We start from the raw sequence: 16,816 nt of genomic DNA, 5'->3' as shown, positions 1-16,816 counted from the left end.
AATTTTGGCTGATTTTAGCCAAAATTTGCTAAAATCGTAGTAAAATAAAGGTCAAAAATGCGTAAATTTAAAAAAGGCATCGTTGTAACAGGCTCGATAGGATCTGGCAAAAGCACGGTTTGCACACTACTAAAACTACACGGATATAGCGTGATAGACGCTGATGAAATAGCGCACGAAGTCTTACAAAGTTTGGCTGATGAAATTTCTATAAAATTTAAAGATGTTGTTAAAAACGGCAAAGTAGATAGAAAAAAACTGGGCGAGATCGTATTTGCAGATAAAGACAAATTATCATGGCTTGAAGAGCTCTTACATCCAAAGATACGAGATGAAATTTATGCCAAGTGTGAAATTTTAGAAGATAAAAATATTTTTTATTTCGTTGATATACCGCTTTATTTTGAGCGCAAGGGCGTTTATGAGTGTTTTGAAAAAGTAGTAGTCGTTTATGCTTCAAAAAAAGAGCTTATAAAAAGAGTAATGAAAAGAAACGAGCTTGATAGCAAAGCGGCAAAATCACGTGTAAATCTGCAAATAGACATCGAAGAAAAACGAAAAATGGCAAATTTTATTATAGACAATAGCTCAGACTTGTTAAATCTAGAGGCAAGTGTAAATAAATTCTTAAACGATCTAAAAGGTAAAGCAAATGTTGGTTAGCAAATACAATGCAAGTGGCAATGATTTTGTGATCTTTCATACGTTTTTAAAGGCAGATAGAAGCGACTTTGCTGTAAAAATTTGCGACAGACAAAACGGCATAGGAGCCGATGGACTGATAGTTATCTTGCCGTATGACGATGGTATAAGATGGGAGTTTTACAACTCTGACGGAAGTAGTGCAAATATGTGCGGCAACGGCTCAAGAGCGGCATTTTTATACGCTTATAAAAACGCTCTTATAAACAAAAGCTCCAAGCTTCTAACCGGTGCCGGGCTAATAACCGGAGATGTGGATGAAAATAGCGTTGAAGTCGAATTAACAAGCCCTAAAATCCTAAGCAAAGATAGTATAAACGAATTTGATAAAGAGTGGTTTTTTTACGATACGGGAGTGCCACATTTGGTGCATTTTACACAAAATTTGGATAAATTTGACCTAAATTTAGCAAAACATCTGCGACACAAATATAATGCAAATATAAATTTCGCCAAATTTGAAAACGGATCGCTAAAAGTAAGAACATATGAACGTGGCGTTGAAGATGAGACGCTAGCTTGCGGAACCGGTATGGCGGCATGCTTTTACGGTGCGGTTTTAAATTTACATGCAAATAAAATTTTAAGCGTATATCCTAAAAGCGGCGAGGAACTACAACTAAGACTAGAAAATGAGAAGATATATTTTAAAGGAAATGTTAAACACTGTTTTGATGTGAGTATTGAAATTTAAAAAGCCCCAAATGGGGCTTAATAATTATTTTAAAGCGTCTTTTGCAGATCTTGCAAGCGCCGCAAATGCGTCCGCGTCATTCATAGCTAGATCAGCTAAAATTTTTCTATCAAGCTCTATGTTAGCCTTTTTAAGACCATTCATAAATCTTGAGTAGCTTATGTCGTTTAGTCTGCAAGCAGCATTTATACGAACTATCCATAGACGGCGGAAGTCACGTTTTTTCTGGCGACGATCACGATAAGCATATACCAAACTTCTTTCAAGTTGTTCTTTAGCTTTTCTAAAATGTTTATGTCTTGCACTATAAAAACCACGTGCAAGTTTTAAAACTTTCTTATGGCGTCTTCTTCTAACTACGCCCGTTTTTACTCTTGCCATATTTATCCTTTCACAAATTGGCGTCCATTATATGGATCTTTCCCTATAAATTTTAATTTTAGGGGAGTTTGAATGACTTTTGTCAAAAACTTAAACTATGCTTGGCTTATACGCCTAGCATTCTTTTTACTGCAGGGACATTTGTGCTATCCACGTATTGTGGCTGACGAAGGTCTCTTTTGCGTCCGGCAGACTTTTTAGTCAAGATGTGGCTTCTAAAAGCAGAGCCGCGCTTGATTTTATTTTTGCCTACTTTAAAACGCTTAGCAGCACCGCGAACGGTTTTCATCTTTGGCATGCTAATCCTTACTGTGTGATTTTACGCTTTTACGTAAGATGTGGATTATATCCAAAATTTCTTTAAATAAATTAAATTTTAGTACCGTAATTTTATAAAATGCAGTTTGCTTAGGAATGCTTAATCGCGAAAAACAAAGCGTTTTGAGCTAAATTTAGCCCAAAACTATGAAATTTATCAAATTTTAGCTTTTGTAAAAGCCTGTTTTAAATCAGCTATCAAGTCATCTGAGTTTTCAACACCGACAGCCATACGAAGTAAATTTTGTTTGATACCGATCTTTTCTTGCAGCTCTTTTGGATAGCTATCATGAGTCATAGAGGCTGGATGGCAAACAAGGCTCTCAACTCCGCCAAGACTGACGGCAAGGTCAAAAATTCTAAGTGATTTGACAAATTTATTGCAGTCGTATTTTGGATCTATCTCAAATGATATAAGCGCCCCTATGCCGGTAGCTTGGCCTTCTTGTGCATCTTTTTCAAATTTAGAATACGAGCCCGCATAGTGCACGGTGCTAACAGCCTCCTCTTTGCTTAAAAACTCGATTATTTTATGAGTGTTTTGCGTTTGACGATCAAACCTTACGCTTAAAGTCTTAAGTCCCTTTATAAGATAGTATGAGTCGGTAGGGGATAACATCGAACCAAAGCTATTTCTAAGCAGATCAAGCTTAGCTGCTAGTTCATCGCTATTTGTCGTAACAATACCAGCGATAACATCGGCATGCCCGCCGATGTATTTTGTAGCAGAATACACCACAACATCAACTCCAAGCTCAAGCAAATGCTGATAATACGGCGTTAAAAAGGTATTGTCTGCTATAACCATAATGCCCTTTTTATGCGCGATATTTACGATACGCTTAATATCCGTGACACGCAATAAAGGATTTGATGGAGTTTCTATAAAGATAGCTTTTACGTCGGATGAAATTTCATCCTCATTTAGCGTGTTAAAATCATCAACTAGCTCGTATTTAAGTCCTTGGTTTTTAAAAATAGTATCGGCATAACGATATGTTCCGCCATAAGTGTTGTTGTTAAGTAAAATTTTATCACCGGTTTTAAACAAACTAAAAGCAAGGGTTGTCGCTGCCATACCGGAAGCGGTGGCTAGGCAATACCTTGAGCCTTCTATCTTGGCAAAAAGCTCTTCGAATGCATTTCTGGTTGGATTTGCTCCTCGCGAATACCCATACTTTTGAAAGTCATCAAGACCATTTTGAACAAAACTGGTGGCTAAAAATATCGGCGGAACTACCGACTGATAAGGGTTGTCTTTGGCATTTATGCCTTTTACTATAAGCGTGTCTAATTTCATTTTTACTCCTTGCTCTCATCTATAAATTTGATATCGTGTGATGAATTTGCTTATTGATTTTACTTTAAATTTACAAAATATAATATAAATCACAAGGAATTATTTTGATATTAAATGTGCTATCATGAAATAAAAGGGAGTAAATTTACCCCCTTTTTAATTAAAATTTATAAGATACGCTGGCTTTTATATTTCTTCCAGGTTCCCAGTCTATGTTGCCTGGAGCTAATGGCGTAGGAGGGCAAGTTCGACCTCTTGGACAACTCATAGAGCCTGCACTTCTTTGAGAGTGCGACCAGTATGTTTTATCAAAAAGATTATAAACACCGAAATTTACCTCAAGTCCTTTGTATTTTCCAGAGCTAGGCGACCAAGTGGCATATATGTCACTCACGGCATAGCCCGGTTTTTTAAATTCACTTCCGCTACCGTTTTTAGCCGTTATCCTATCAAAAGCTATAAGGTTGTAGCCTATTAAAGTATCGATAGGGGCAATGGCGTATTCTGCGTTAAAGGTGTATTTATCGCCTGCATCACTATAAGCTAGGACACCACCGTATCCGGCATTTGAATTTTTATCTTTATACTCAGTTCTTGCGCGTGAGTAACTAGCCGATAAGCTTAAATTTGATATGTTATATCTTAAGGCTAGCTCTCCGCCTTTTACGACTGCGCGTCCACCATTAACTCTGTCAACTTGTATAGAGCCTGCTTTTCCCATTTCTACTATAAGATTGTCATAATCGTTATAAAAATATTTCGCTATAATGCTTAGACTTTGACTATCGCTAAGTTGAGTTTGATATCTTGTGCCAACCTCATACACGTCACCAGTTTCAGGGTCTAAGTCGCCGTTTGTCGTAAAGTTAATGCTATTTGTACTACTTATACGTATCGCCTCTATCGGATCAGGACCTCTAAATACCCTTGCCCAACTAGCATAAACCCCAAGACCCATGTCAAATTGATAGTCTAAATTTACAGCTGGAGACCACTCGTGCCATGAGTAGTTTGCCCTTCCTGCGATGCCCTGGGTGCCACCCATCGTATTAAGCTTATAGTTATCATATCTAATACCAGGCGTTAATGTAAATCCGCCTGTTCTAAGCTGGTCTTCTAAGAACACCGACAAGCTTGTAGCTTTGTCGTCAGGAGTGTTGGAAGTGTCGTTTTTATTATAACTTTTACTTTGATAAATTTCTGTACCGTAAACTAATGTATGTCCGATATATCCTGTCTCAAATTTTGTTTTATTTATAGCTTTTGCACCGTAAGTTTTTACTCCGGCATTTACTGATGACTTAGCTTCGTGTTTTGTATGATAAGCATTTAAGTCAAGATCGACATAGTCATTTGGGTTTAGATTGAAATTTGCCGTATATGTATCACGCCAGTATTTCGTATCCACCAGTGAACTATCATCTGTAGTTCCCCACTCGGCTCTTAGCGGAAAATCACCCTTCATCTGCATACGTTCGGCACTAAAAGTGATCTTACTATAATCAGCTATGTTATATCCGACTTTAAACAAGTAGTTTGTATTATCAGCGTTATTTCCGCCAAGTTTTTCGCCTTTACCACTCTCGCCTCTGCCATACCCCCTATGTCCTACGTAGCCCAAAAGCTCAAGTGACTCAAATGCTTTTGCATATAAAGTCAAGCTTTCTTGCCACTCTTTATTATTGCTTGCGTATCCGCTTTTTATCTTTCCTCCAAAAACCTCTCCATCTTCTAACAAGTCACTAGCGTCTGCAGTTTTAAATGCTACAGAACCGCCAAGCGCGCCTGAAGTACCGACAACAGAATTTACTCCAAGGCCAACATTAACACTTCTTATGATATCTGGATCTATGTATAAGTCAGCAGCATGATGAAATGCATTTCCTTTTTGACGAGCCCCGTCGATAGTGATATTTAAACCGCGGTCATTTATACCTCTAATGTAAATTTTTTGATTAAGTGAGTTTGTTCCGCCTATATAAACGCCAGGCATATCACGCATAACATCATTTATAAGTGCAGCATTTCTAACATTTACCTTTGCCGCATCTATCTCTTGCGCACCGCCCGTGGCAGTTACTTCTACGCCACTTAAAGCAACTTCTTGTGCGCCAAAAGCAACACTTGTAAAAAGTGCAGCAACTAATGAAATTTTTAGATCTGGTCTAAATTTCATCCATAACTCCTTTAAATTAAATTTTGATTATTATTATTAATAACTTTTGGGAAGCTAATTTTACATAAACATAACTTATCTGTAAATTAAATATTTAGTAAAATAAAACAAAATTTATGAATTTATGAGAAAATAGTGTTCAAATTTAAAGCCGATAAAAACGAATTTTAAAATAAAATAGAATGGATTTGTAAATCTAGCAGATGAAATTTAAGAGGCATAAAACCAAAATTGCTTTATGCCAAGTAGTAGTTTTTAGTTAGCCGAGCACTTGCAGCAACCCTTTAAAGGTATCGCAAATACCGCAATAATCGCATAAAATACGATACCAAACACGCAAGCCATCATAGCTATCATACCCCAATCAACCAATGCGGACTCAAGCCTATATGCCTCAGCGTAATCGATCGCAAACCATAATGCAACGCCAAGTACCAAAGCAAACACGAAAAATCCCCAAGAAAATATAAAATTCCAAATTTTACACATGAAACCCTCCTTAAATTTTAATCCTGATATTAGCCAAAAATACTGAAAAATTTATTAACGAAGATCAATAATTAAAGGGCAAAAGCCCTATAATTATTTTGTTTGATTTTGCTCTACTTTAAATCCACCGCCGAAACTTTTATAAATTTCAACTACGCTGTTGTTTAAAGTCAAAGCCGCATCTACGGCAACTAGCCTAGTGCTTAAGAGGTTTCTTTGAGAGTCAAGCAAGGTCAGATGATCGGCATAGCCTGTCTCGTATTGAGCACTTGCAAGGTCGTAAATTTTACTTTGTGAGCTTAGTAAAGCCTGGGTTTCATCATATACTTCGGCTGCACTTTTGCGATTATGCAAGGCAACCCTAACTTCGCCCAATGCCGCCTTTATAGCCTGCTCGTATTTTAGAGCATTTGCACTTTGTGAAAGCTCTGCCAGTTCGACATTGTTTGCGCGTCTGCCATAGTCAAATACACTTTGGGCAAGTGAGCCGGCTAGTGACCACGTGTTGGCGTTTTGAACAAAAAGCCTATCAAGCTCATCCGAGCTAAATCCAAAAATCCCGGTTAATGATAAAGTCGGGAAATAAGCCGCCTTAGCCACTCCTACAAGGGCATTTGAGCTTTTTAGGCTCTCATAAGCACTTGCGACATCGCTTCTTCTAAGAAGCACGTCAGAGCTTATATCCGCGCTAATTTGCGGAGGAGTTGGTAAGGTATCGCTTGTTGCGATGATATCTCTTAAAATTTCATCGTTACTTTTTCCAGAAAGTATAGCCAAGGCATTTGAGGCGCTAAGCATAGAATTTTGAACATTTGTCAGGTTGATTTGCGCACTTTGCACGGCAGCCACGCTTTGTAAGTATATAATTTGCGTGATAGCTCCAACTTCAAGCTGTTTTTTACGATACTCCATCGTGTCTTTATAGCTTTTTAAAGTCTCTTTTAAAATATCCTCTTTCATCTTTAAAGACACAAGCGTAAAGTAATTTTGCACGACGTTTGAAGCTATAGTAAGCCTTGCGTTATCATAGTCATATCTACTTGCTTGCAAAAGTGCGTCCGATGAAGCTATAGAATTTCTTACCCTGCCCCAAAGATCAACTTCATAATTAAGCACCGCACTTAGCGAGAAACTATCGTATTTAACATTATCTTGTCCGCTATATGTCTCACCACTTGTTCTAGCCTTACTTGCTTCGCCGTTTATGCCAAGAGTAGGGAAAAGATCGGCACGAGAGTTTTTAAGCGTTAGTGCCGCACTTTGTAAATTTATATAGGCGAGCTTTAAGTCTATGTTATGTTTTAGCGACTCTTCAACGAGTAAATTTAAATTTTGGTCATTAAAATTTTGCCACCAAAGATCGTTTATATCACTGGTTTCAAACCTATACTCAAATTTCGTCTCGACCTGAGACATTTCAGGACGAAAAGAACATCCTGCCATAAAAAGTGCTAATACCAAAACAGCTATATTACGCATTAACCTCTCCTCCATCTCGCTTGATTATTTTGTTTTTGTTCCAAAATTTAGCGTTTAAATTTTCTAGTAGATAGTAAAAGAGCGGAACGAAAAATATCGCTATCGTTGTAGCCGCTATCATACCGCCTACAACACCGGTGCCAAGACTGTGGCGAGATGCTGCACCTGCCCCGCTTGATATAACCATCGGGAAAACTCCTAGCGTAAATGCGATAGATGTCATAACGATCGGACGGAAACGTAGTCTAGCCGCACTAACGGCTGCGTCAAATATACTTTTACCGTTTTCACGCTCTTGCATAGCAAATTCCACAATAAGGATCGCATTTTTTGCCGAAAGACCGATGAGCAGCAACAAGCCTACCTCAAAATACACGTCGTTTGTTAATCCCCTGGCCCATGTAGCAAGTAACGAGCCAAATACCGCAAACGGAACAGCGGTAATAACCGCAAGAGGGATCAGCCATCTTTCATACTGCGCCGCAAGTATTAAAAATACAAATATCATACCAAATATAAATGCTTGCGTGCCGGTGCCTGCCGAATTTACCTCTTGATATGCCGTGCCAGACCATGCTATTGAGTATTCGTTTTCATTTAAGGTCTCTTTAACTACCTCTTGTATAGCTTTTAGCGCCTCACCTGAAGTATATCCGATAGCAGGATCACCCATAACCTTCGCTGCAGGAAAGAGATTAAACCTATCAACAAGATCCGGTCCCATGCTTCTTGTTAGTGTGGCAACTGTTGCCAAAGATACCATCTCACCTTTTGAATTTTTAACAAATATATCACGCATATCTTCCGGAGAATTTCTAAATTTCTCTTTAGCTTGTGCATATACGCGGTATGTTTTACCGAACATATTAAAGTCATTTATGTAGTATGAACCCATAGTCGCCGAAAGCGCGTTAAATATATCAGACTTGCTTATGCCAAGCAGATAAGCCTTTTCGTCGTCTATCTTTATATCATACTGCGGGTAGTTTGTCTCAAGGGTTGTTCTTACGCTTGTTAGCTCAGGACGAGCATTTGCCTTAGCAACTACCGCTAAAACATCTTTTTCTATATCATTGTAGCTCTTGCCGCTTCTGTTTTGTATAAACATCTCAAAACCACCAGTCATTGATAAGCCTGTAATAGGAGGTATGTTTACAACAAAGCTCATGCTCTCTTTTGAAGGCCAAAATACACCGTTGTATTTACCGATCAACGCATTTATACTACTTTGAGGAGTTTGCCTTAAACTCCAGTCAGTTGTTCTAACAAAAAAGATCATAGAGTTTTCACGAAGTGCGCCAGCTATCATGTCGTATCCAGCAAAACCTGTCACTAGATCGATATTTGGATCAGCCAAAAGCATTTCGCTCATTTTATTTACCTCTTTGATAGTTCTAGGCGCAGCCGAAGCTGGAGGTAAAGAAGAGATAGCCATCATATAGCCCTTATCCTCGTAAGGCACAAGGCTACTTGGCACTACTTTAAATAGCTCTATCATTGCAAATATAACAATAGCAACTACCGCAAGGCTTGGTATGACATGGCGTAAAATTTTAGCAACGCCTGCCGAAAAGACATTTGTGCTCCAGTCAAACAAATCGTTAAATTTCTTAACTATCCAAAACGGCTCACTCTCGCCGCGCTTAAGCATGATAGCCGCGAGTGCAGGAGTAAGAGTAAGCGCCACAAAGCCAGAAAGAGCGACCGAAACAACAAGAGTAAGGGCGAATTGACGCTGGATAACACCAACAAATCCCTCCATAAACGCAACCGGCACAAAAACTGCAGAAAGCACTAGCACGATAGATATAACCGGTGCGGCAACCTCATCCATGGCTTTTATAGTCGCGTCTTTAACGCTTATGTCTTTATCTTCGTGCATTATACGTTCAACGTTTTCTATAACGATAATAGCATCATCTACAACGATACCGATAGCAAGAATAAGTGCAAAAAGCGTGATAAGGTTTATAGAAAATCCCATCGCATAAAAACCGGCAAATGTTCCTATGATAGAAACCGGCACGGCAAGCATCGGTATGATGGTGGCGCGGATACTTTTTAAGAAGAAATAAATAACGATAATAACAAGAACAAGCGCCTCTATAAAGGTCTTAACAACCTCTTTTATAGAAACTTCAACAAATTTTGTAGTATCGTATGAGACTGTATGCTTAAAACCGGCAGGATAACTAACAGAGAGTTCATCTAAGCGTTTTGAAACAAGCTGCGCCGTCTCAAGTGCGTTTGCATCATTTTGTAAGAAAATAAGCATAGGCGACATTACTTGGTTATTTAAAAAGCCGTTAAACGAGTAAGATCTTGAGCCTATCTCAACATCTGCCACGTCTTTTAACTTTAACAGTGTGCCGTCAGAATTTGATCTTAGGATAATGTTTTCAAACTGCTCCGCGCTAGAGTAACGACCGTCCGCTTTTATCGTATACACATAAGGATTTTTGGCGTCTTTCATAGGCTGTTCGCCGATTTTACCCGCTGCGTATTGGCTATTTTGCGTTCTAACCGCAGTTAAAACCTCAGGAACACTTAGGTTAAATTTAGATAGCTCATCAGGCTTTAACCAAATCCTCATGGCGTAGTTTTGGTTACCGATAACGTTAACGTCACCAACGCCCTTAACACGCTTTATCTCATCGGCGATATTTAGCAAGACGTAGTTTGATAGTTCAAGCCTGCTCATACTCGGGTCATCTGAAGTAAAGGCAACAACTTCAAGTATCGAGCTACTTCTTTCACGCACGATAACGCCGGTACTTTGGACCTCATCAGGCAGACGAGAGAGTGCTGCTTGAACGCGGTTATTAACATCTATCGTAGCTTGTTTTGAGTCATAGCCTATCTGAAAATATACATTTATACTCATTGAGCCACTTGAGCTTGAAGTGCTTTGCATATATATCATGCCCTCAACACCATTTATCTCGTCCTCAAGCAACGTTGCAACCGTGTTTGCGATAGTCTCTGCATTTGCTCCCGTATAAGTAGCACTAACGGTTACTTGCGGCGGAGTGAGTTTTGGATACTCCTCGATAGGAAGACCTTTCATCGCCATAAATCCGCCAATAACAATGATGATCGAAACAACAGCGGCAAATATAGGGCGATTTATAAAAAATCTAGAAAACATTATTTGTTCTCCTTACCTTGAGTTTCAGGCACAACAGGTGCACCCACGCCTATCTTTTTAAAGTTGTTTGTTATTATCACGTCACCTTCGTTTATGCCGTCGCTAACATAAGCTTCAGTTACTGTTTGGTATATGATTTTGATATTTTGTTTTGCGACTTTACCGTCTTTTACTAAATAAACATACGGACTAACGGTGTCTTGAAGGATCGCTACTTGAGGTATAGTGAAGCTATTTTTTTGTATAAATCCATCCATCTGAATACGAGCAAACATGCCAGGAAGTAGCTTGCCGTCCTTGTTTTCAAATTCGGCTTTGGCTAAAACATTGCCCGTTGAAGTATCTACTGTCGCATCTATAAATTTAACCCTACCTACATAGTTTTCATTGTTTAAATTTAATACCGCTTCGGCATTTAGTTGCTCCCAGCTAGCGGAATTTAAATTTTTAATCCTATTTAGGTTATCAATATCTGAAATATAAAATCTAGCCTCTATCGGATCGATCTTGGTTAATCTAACAAGCTGCGTGCTTCCTACTGCGACATAAGTGCCTATATCTACTAAATTCTCACCGACCACACCGCTAAAAGGTGCTTTTACATTTGAATATTCAAGATTTAGCTTTGCGGTTTTTGCGTTTGCTTGTGCACTAGCCAAATTTGCAGTTGCACTCTCTAGCGCAGCGACAGCGCTATCATAGTCCTTCTGACTTGTCGCCTTTTGTTCAAAAAGTTTTTTTATCCTATCCATGTCGCTTTTTGCATTTTTAAGCGTAGCTTGTGCTTGCAAGATATTTGCTTGTGCAACCTCATAAGCAGCCGTATATAAGTCGGGGTCTATGACAAATAAAATTTGTCCCTCTTTGACACTATCTCCCGCTTTAAAATTTTGTTTTAAAAGCGTCCCTGCTACCTTTGGTGTTATAACAACATCTTGCTCGCTTTGAATTCTTGCGGGATAGTTAAATGTCATCGGGAAATCACCATTTTTGGCTACGACGACATCAACTTTTGCAGGGGGCTTTTGCATGGCTGATGCAGCAGCTTTGCCCTCTTCTTTTTTATTAAACGCTTTTAGTAAATCACAACCCGTAAAGGTCATCATGACGACTAAAGTAATGGCTAAAGCCCCATACCTTCTCATGAAATTTCTCCTTAAATTTTTATTATTTTATTTTGTTCGTAATTTGAATTACATTTTACTAAAGAAGCGAAATTTTACTATAAATTCGATAAACGAATGATAAATATTATTTGCAAATACCGTTAAGAAACGAATCCACGATACCTGCAACTATCTGCATTTTTTCCTCTTTTGTTTTTGGCTTCGGCTCTTCGCCAAGTATAAGCGTCCTAAAGAAAAACGGCTCACGGATCAAAGAGCAAAAACTAAACGCAACAGCTTCCGCATCACCGCATTTTAACAAAGGTGCGATATTTGGTTTTCTTAAAAAGTCCGCTATGGTTTTTATAATAACATCGGTCATGAGTTGCGCGGTTAGCTGTGCCAAATCCTTGCTTTTATATGTTTCTGCTATAACGATCCTAAAGAATTTTGTGCTCTCTGGTTTATAAAAAATTTCAAAATACACTAGTCCGAATGCATTTAAAAATTCACTCAGGTCATTGCTCTCTTTTAAGACGGTAAGCGCATCTAATTCACACTTAAACTCGTCCATTTTTATCTTAAGTATCGCCATAAAAAGTTTTTCTTTATTTTCAAAAAATTTGTAAACGCTAGCAAGTGAGCCACCGCTTTTTGTTACTATCTGATTTAAGCTTGTATTTTCATAGCCGTTTTGTAAAAATAGCTCTTGTGCCGCCTCGATGATAGAGTCGTAGCGTTTTTGACCTTTTTTTGAGATATTCATGCCTTGCCTTTAGTTTAAATTTTGTTTTTTAGGATAGACAAAAACGGTTTCCCTATCGACGCTTATCTTCTCTTTTTCATCTACCGCATAAGCATTTATCTTAATAGTTATAGGCATATCTTTTTGGTCATTTAAATTTAAATTTTTAGATCCTAAAATCACGATAACACGCTGTTTGTGGTTTGGCTTGACCTCGATAGGCTCACTTGGGCGCACGATCTTGATATTTGTGTCATTTGTGTCAAAATAATACGTATGTTTTTTGCTATCGGTGTTTTGAAATAAAAATGTATATGAATTTTCTACATTTTTATCTTTTGTGATGTTATAAAGCTCGCTTGTTCTATTTATATTTAAGAGCATATGCTCTTTTTTGCCACTCATTAACACCAAAACTACCGAAGCAACGGAGAGTATCGCCACATAAGCGATCGTTCTAAAACGAAAATATTTGACCTTTTGATGTGTTTTTTGCGCATTTTCACTTGTCCACTCTATAAGCGAAGGAAAGTTAAATTTAGCCATCACTTTAGAGCAAGCATCGGAGCATTCAAGACAGTTGATACACTCAAGCTGCATACCTTTTCTGATATCAATATGTGTGGGGCAAATTTTCACACAAGCCTCGCAGCCTGTGCATTGTGCACCTTCTATCTGCGGTTTCTTCCATAGTTTTGTGCCCTTATCATAAATTTTACCTCCACGCTCTTCGTTATAAAGAACTTGGATGGTGTCGTTATCAAACATTGTTGATTGTATCCTAGCATACGGGCAAACATATACGCAAAAATTCTCTTTTAAAAAGCAAACGTCAAATACAAGCCAAAGCGTGATACAGGCTAAAAAACCTACTAATACCTTATGATTTGTCCAGTCACTTAAATAAGCAAAAAAGTCTTGTGGCGGAACAAAATACCACAAAAAATTTGAGGCGATAAGCACAGATAAACATGCCCAGATTATCACACTCAAAGCTCTTTTAAAGACACTTACATCTTGCTGCTTTTGTTTATCTTTTATATTTTTATAAATTTTTAAAATTTTAGTTTGTATCAGGTCTCTATAAACAGATCTAAAGATAGTTTGAGGACAGCTCCAACCACACCAAACACGGCCTCCAAGAGTTGTTAGAAAAAATATAAAAAGAAATAAAATAATAAACAAAAACGGCATCAGATAAAGCTCTTGCATATCAAATTGCGTAAATAGCAAATGAAGCTTGCTTTTATCAAAACTAAGCAAGAAAAAATGACTATCGTTTATTTTAATAAAAGGTAGCACAAAAGCGATTGCGGTGATAATGGCAAAACCAAAATGCCTTCTTGAAGTATAGTTTTTTTCACATCCCATAGTAAAACCTTTGCAACAAATTTATAATATTTTAAAAATAATTTAGTGAAATTATATCTTTATAAGGTTAATTATATATAAAAATTTGTTTTTTTAAATTTTTTCAGATATAATCTGATTTCTAATTTTTTATTGAAAGGTGGTGAGGACGTTGCCTGGTATTAAGGTACATCCGAACGAGTCTTTTGACGAAGCTTATAGAAAGTTCAAAAAGCAAGTTGACCGTAACCTAGTTGTAACTGAAGTTAGAGCTAGACGCTTCTTTGAGCCTATGACTGAAATTCGCAAAAAGCAAAAGATTGCAGCTCGCAAGAAAATGCTTAAGCGCCTTTACATGCTTAGACGCTACGAGTCAAGACTCTAAAAACCCATTAAACCGATCCGGCGTAGCTTGGTCGGTTTAACCCTTATTTTATCCTTATTTGTTATAATTACTCATAAAAATTTTTAAGTCAATACAGGATTTTTTATGCAAAAGTTGCCTGTTAATGAAGCGGCCAATGTCTTAGGTATCACAAAAGAAGCGGTTTATAACCGTATCCGCCGTGGCTCGCTAAAGTCTGTCGAAAAAGACGGGCAAAAATTTGTCGTTTTAGATGACGCCGACATAAAAGACGAAAAACCGAGCAAAAAAAGACAAAGCCACAATGAAACAACCAATAAGCAAAACGGCGAATTTGTTAGATATTTGATCGAGCAACTAAACGAAGTTAAGGCATTAAATTTAAATCTACAAGCCGACAAAGATAGACTCTTTAAAGAAAAAGAGCAAATGCTTATCGAAAGCAAAAATGAAATTTCACAAATTTACAAAGAGCGCGACGAAAAGCTAATGGTCTTTTTAAAAGCCATGGAAAGACCGTTTTTAACGCACGTAAAAAGCGAAGAAACAGCGGTTGAAGCGGTTGTAGATGAGGAGATTAGCGAGCAAAAATGGATAAGCTTGAGTGAATTTTTACGAGAATTTTCATTTGAGCCAAAAAAGCAAAAAAAAGCTCAAAATAAGATCATAAAACACATAGGGCGCTCTAAATTTATTAAATTTAAGCAAGGTGTGATTTTGATTAGAAAAGATAAAACATTAAAAGAATTGATCGGAGAAAAATGAAACATATCAAAAAAATAGCAACTTACGCGGCTATCGGCGGTTTTGGTGCGATAGTCATGGCCGGACTTGCCGGATGTACAAGTAACGAACAGGGCGACTCACTCGAAGAGGTAGCACAAAAAACCGGAGCCTTTGTGATTATAGAAGAGACTGCAAACGGAGCGTATAAAATTTTAGAAGAGTATCCAAGCAGCGAAACTCGTGTGGTTTTAAAGCAACTTGACGGCACGGAACGTGTATTAAGCAAAGAAGAGATGGATAAATTAATTGCCGAAGAAAATGCAAAAATAGAAGCCGGAACGTCAAATTTAACAAATCCTAACGCGCAACTAAGTAGCGGGGGAGCAAGCTTAGGCGAGACCATACTTGCTTCTGCAGCAGGCGCTATCATAGGTAGCTGGATCGGCAGCAAGCTCTTTGGTAACCAAAATTTCCAAAATCAACGCCAAACCGCTTATAAAAATCCAAGCACATACACAAGAAGTGCTGACAGCTTTAACAAAGCCAAAAGCACTGCCACAAGCGGAGCCAAAGGAAGTACTAAGAGTGGATTTTTCGGCTCAAATTCCGGCTCGAAGGCAGCTTCAAGCTCAAGTCAAAGCGTGGGCGGCTGATATGATAAATTTAAAAAAAATCAAACCCTTAGATAAAGAATTTATGGAACAAATCGGTTTTGCGTGGCATACCGATAGCGATAATTCATCTTATGTTGCAGATGAGATAGTAGGCGTTACGAACGATGAAGCCCAGGCGTATTACGAGGCGGCAAATGAACTTTATGATATGTTCGTTGCTGCAGCACAGCACATCATCGAAAACAACCTCTTTCATGAAGTGGGAATTCCTTTTAACCTCATAGACGCGATAAAACAAAGTTGGGAAAACGACGTGCACTGGCATTTATACGGCAGGTTTGACCTAGCCGGCGGGCTTGACGGAAAACCGATAAAGCTTATAGAATTTAACGCCGATACTCCGACTGCAGTCTTTGAAACCGCGATCATCCAATGGGCTATGCTTAAATTTAATAAAATGGATGAGAATTCCCAGTTTAACGATCTTTACGCGGCACTTGTAGAAAATTTCAAACGCCTTGTAGTCCTTGGCGGAGATACGAACGACTTTAACAAATACTACGAGGGCTGGAAAATTTTATTTAGCACGATAGCCGGAAATATCGAGGATGAAAATACCACAAAACTCCTTCAAGCAGCGGCAAATGAAGCTGGATTTACGACTGATTTTGCCTACGTGGACGAGGTGGAATTTAGTGATGAGAACGGGATCTTTAAAGGCGAAGAAAACTACGAATACTGGTTTAAACTTATCCCATGGGAAGATATCGCCATAAACGAAGGCGAACTTGCATTAATACTAACAAATATCCTAAATAACCAAAAGGCCATCATCCTAAATCCAGCCTACACACTGCTTTTCCAAAGCAAAGGGATACTTAAAATTTTATGGGATTTATATCCTAATCATCCGCTCTTACTCGAGGCTTCAAACGAACCGCTAACTGGCAAAAAATGCGTTAAAAAGCCTGTTTTTGGACGAGAAGGAGCTAATGTAAGTATCATAGAAGCAAACGGCGAAGTAAGCTTTGAAAACAAGGGTGAATACGACACAAGTCGCGTCGTTTACCAAGAATTTTACGAATTTAACAAAGATGAACGCGGGGATAATTATCAAGCGGGGGTATTTTTCGCGTATGAGGGTTGCGCCCTTGGATATCGAAAAGGCAAAGAAATCCTTGATAATTACTCTAAATTCGTAGGACATTTTATAAAGGAGTAGCC

16 protein-coding genes are annotated in these 16,816 nt (G+C 38.3%); 6 read left to right on the top strand and 10 right to left on the bottom strand.

Annotated features, from left to right (window positions below):
- Nucleotides 1-57 precede the first annotated feature (57 nt).
- Nucleotides 58-663, top strand: a complete 606-nt coding sequence (gene coaE / locus CCAL_RS00750) for a dephospho-CoA kinase (RefSeq protein WP_170015285.1) — start codon at nt 58-60, stop codon at nt 661-663.
- The gene (gene dapF, locus CCAL_RS00745; RefSeq protein WP_170015287.1) at nt 653-1,396 is read left to right on the top strand and encodes a diaminopimelate epimerase; all 744 of its coding nucleotides are present in this window, start codon (nt 653-655) and stop codon (nt 1,394-1,396) included. Before coaE ends, dapF begins: the two co-directional genes overlap by 11 nt.
- A 24-nt stretch (nt 1,397-1,420) precedes the next feature.
- Here the strand turns inward: dapF and rplT are convergent, their stop codons facing one another.
- The 10 genes from rplT to ccoG all read right to left on the bottom strand — a co-directional run bounded on the left by rplT (nt 1,421) and on the right by ccoG (nt 13,909).
- Nucleotides 1,421-1,777 (bottom strand): 50S ribosomal protein L20, encoded by a 357-nt coding sequence (gene rplT / locus CCAL_RS00740; protein WP_169938009.1) that lies wholly within the window; start codon nt 1,775-1,777, stop codon nt 1,421-1,423.
- A 106-nt stretch (nt 1,778-1,883) separates the two neighbouring features.
- Nucleotides 1,884-2,075: a 50S ribosomal protein L35 gene (gene rpmI, locus CCAL_RS00735; RefSeq protein ID WP_169938007.1), complete on the bottom strand. Its 192-nt coding sequence runs from the start codon at nt 2,073-2,075 to the stop codon at nt 1,884-1,886.
- Nucleotides 2,076-2,252: 177 nt separating this feature from the next.
- On the bottom strand, nt 2,253-3,395 hold the full coding sequence (locus tag CCAL_RS00730; RefSeq protein ID WP_170015289.1) for a trans-sulfuration enzyme family protein: 1,143 nt from the start codon (nt 3,393-3,395) through the stop codon (nt 2,253-2,255).
- A gap of 160 nt (nt 3,396-3,555) precedes the next feature.
- Entirely contained in the window at nt 3,556-5,571 is a 2,016-nt protein-coding gene (locus tag CCAL_RS00725) for a TonB-dependent receptor domain-containing protein (protein ID WP_170015291.1), read from the bottom strand.
- A gap of 255 nt (nt 5,572-5,826) precedes the next feature.
- Entirely contained in the window at nt 5,827-6,060 is a 234-nt protein-coding gene (locus CCAL_RS00720) for a hypothetical protein (protein ID WP_170015293.1), read from the bottom strand.
- A gap of 93 nt (nt 6,061-6,153) precedes the next feature.
- On the bottom strand, nt 6,154-7,539 hold the full coding sequence (locus CCAL_RS00715; RefSeq protein ID WP_170015295.1) for an efflux transporter outer membrane subunit: 1,386 nt from the start codon (nt 7,537-7,539) through the stop codon (nt 6,154-6,156).
- Nucleotides 7,532-10,687 (bottom strand): efflux RND transporter permease subunit, encoded by a 3,156-nt coding sequence (locus tag CCAL_RS00710; protein WP_170015297.1) that lies wholly within the window; start codon nt 10,685-10,687, stop codon nt 7,532-7,534. The genes CCAL_RS00715 and CCAL_RS00710 overlap by 8 nt, the downstream gene beginning before the upstream one ends.
- Nucleotides 10,687-11,832: an efflux RND transporter periplasmic adaptor subunit gene (locus CCAL_RS00705; RefSeq protein ID WP_172285020.1), complete on the bottom strand. Its 1,146-nt coding sequence runs from the start codon at nt 11,830-11,832 to the stop codon at nt 10,687-10,689. The genes CCAL_RS00710 and CCAL_RS00705 overlap by 1 nt, the downstream gene beginning before the upstream one ends.
- A gap of 106 nt (nt 11,833-11,938) precedes the next feature.
- Nucleotides 11,939-12,559 carry a TetR/AcrR family transcriptional regulator gene (locus tag CCAL_RS00700; RefSeq protein WP_169937993.1) on the bottom strand — a complete coding sequence of 207 codons (621 nt, stop codon included), beginning with the start codon at nt 12,557-12,559 and terminating at the stop codon, nt 11,939-11,941.
- A 9-nt stretch (nt 12,560-12,568) separates the two neighbouring features.
- A complete protein-coding gene (ccoG, locus tag CCAL_RS00695; protein ID WP_170015301.1) occupies nt 12,569-13,909 on the bottom strand; it encodes a cytochrome c oxidase accessory protein CcoG in 1,341 nt (446 codons plus the stop codon).
- Nucleotides 13,910-14,060: 151 nt separating this feature from the next.
- Between ccoG and rpsU the strand changes: the two genes are divergently transcribed.
- The 4 genes from rpsU to CCAL_RS00675 all read left to right on the top strand — a co-directional run bounded on the left by rpsU (nt 14,061) and on the right by CCAL_RS00675 (nt 16,814).
- Nucleotides 14,061-14,273 carry a 30S ribosomal protein S21 gene (gene rpsU, locus CCAL_RS00690; protein ID WP_169937989.1) on the top strand — a complete coding sequence of 71 codons (213 nt, stop codon included), beginning with the start codon at nt 14,061-14,063 and terminating at the stop codon, nt 14,271-14,273.
- Nucleotides 14,274-14,378: 105 nt separating this feature from the next.
- Complete coding sequence (locus tag CCAL_RS00685; protein ID WP_169937987.1) at nt 14,379-15,017, top strand: DNA-binding protein; 639 nt, start codon at nt 14,379-14,381, stop codon at nt 15,015-15,017.
- On the top strand, nt 15,014-15,631 hold the full coding sequence (locus CCAL_RS00680; RefSeq protein ID WP_169937985.1) for a UPF0323 family lipoprotein: 618 nt from the start codon (nt 15,014-15,016) through the stop codon (nt 15,629-15,631). The genes CCAL_RS00685 and CCAL_RS00680 overlap by 4 nt, the downstream gene beginning before the upstream one ends.
- Nucleotide 15,632: 1 nt before the next feature.
- Nucleotides 15,633-16,814 carry a glutathionylspermidine synthase family protein gene (locus CCAL_RS00675; RefSeq protein WP_172285159.1) on the top strand — a complete coding sequence of 394 codons (1,182 nt, stop codon included), beginning with the start codon at nt 15,633-15,635 and terminating at the stop codon, nt 16,812-16,814.
- The last annotated feature ends 2 nt before the right edge of the window (nt 16,815-16,816 follow it).

The organism is Campylobacter sp. RM6914, from assembly GCF_004803835.1.
GTDB lineage: Bacteria > Campylobacterota > Campylobacteria > Campylobacterales > Campylobacteraceae > Campylobacter_A > Campylobacter_A californiensis.
This window is presented reverse-complemented; position numbering and strand designations above follow the sequence as displayed.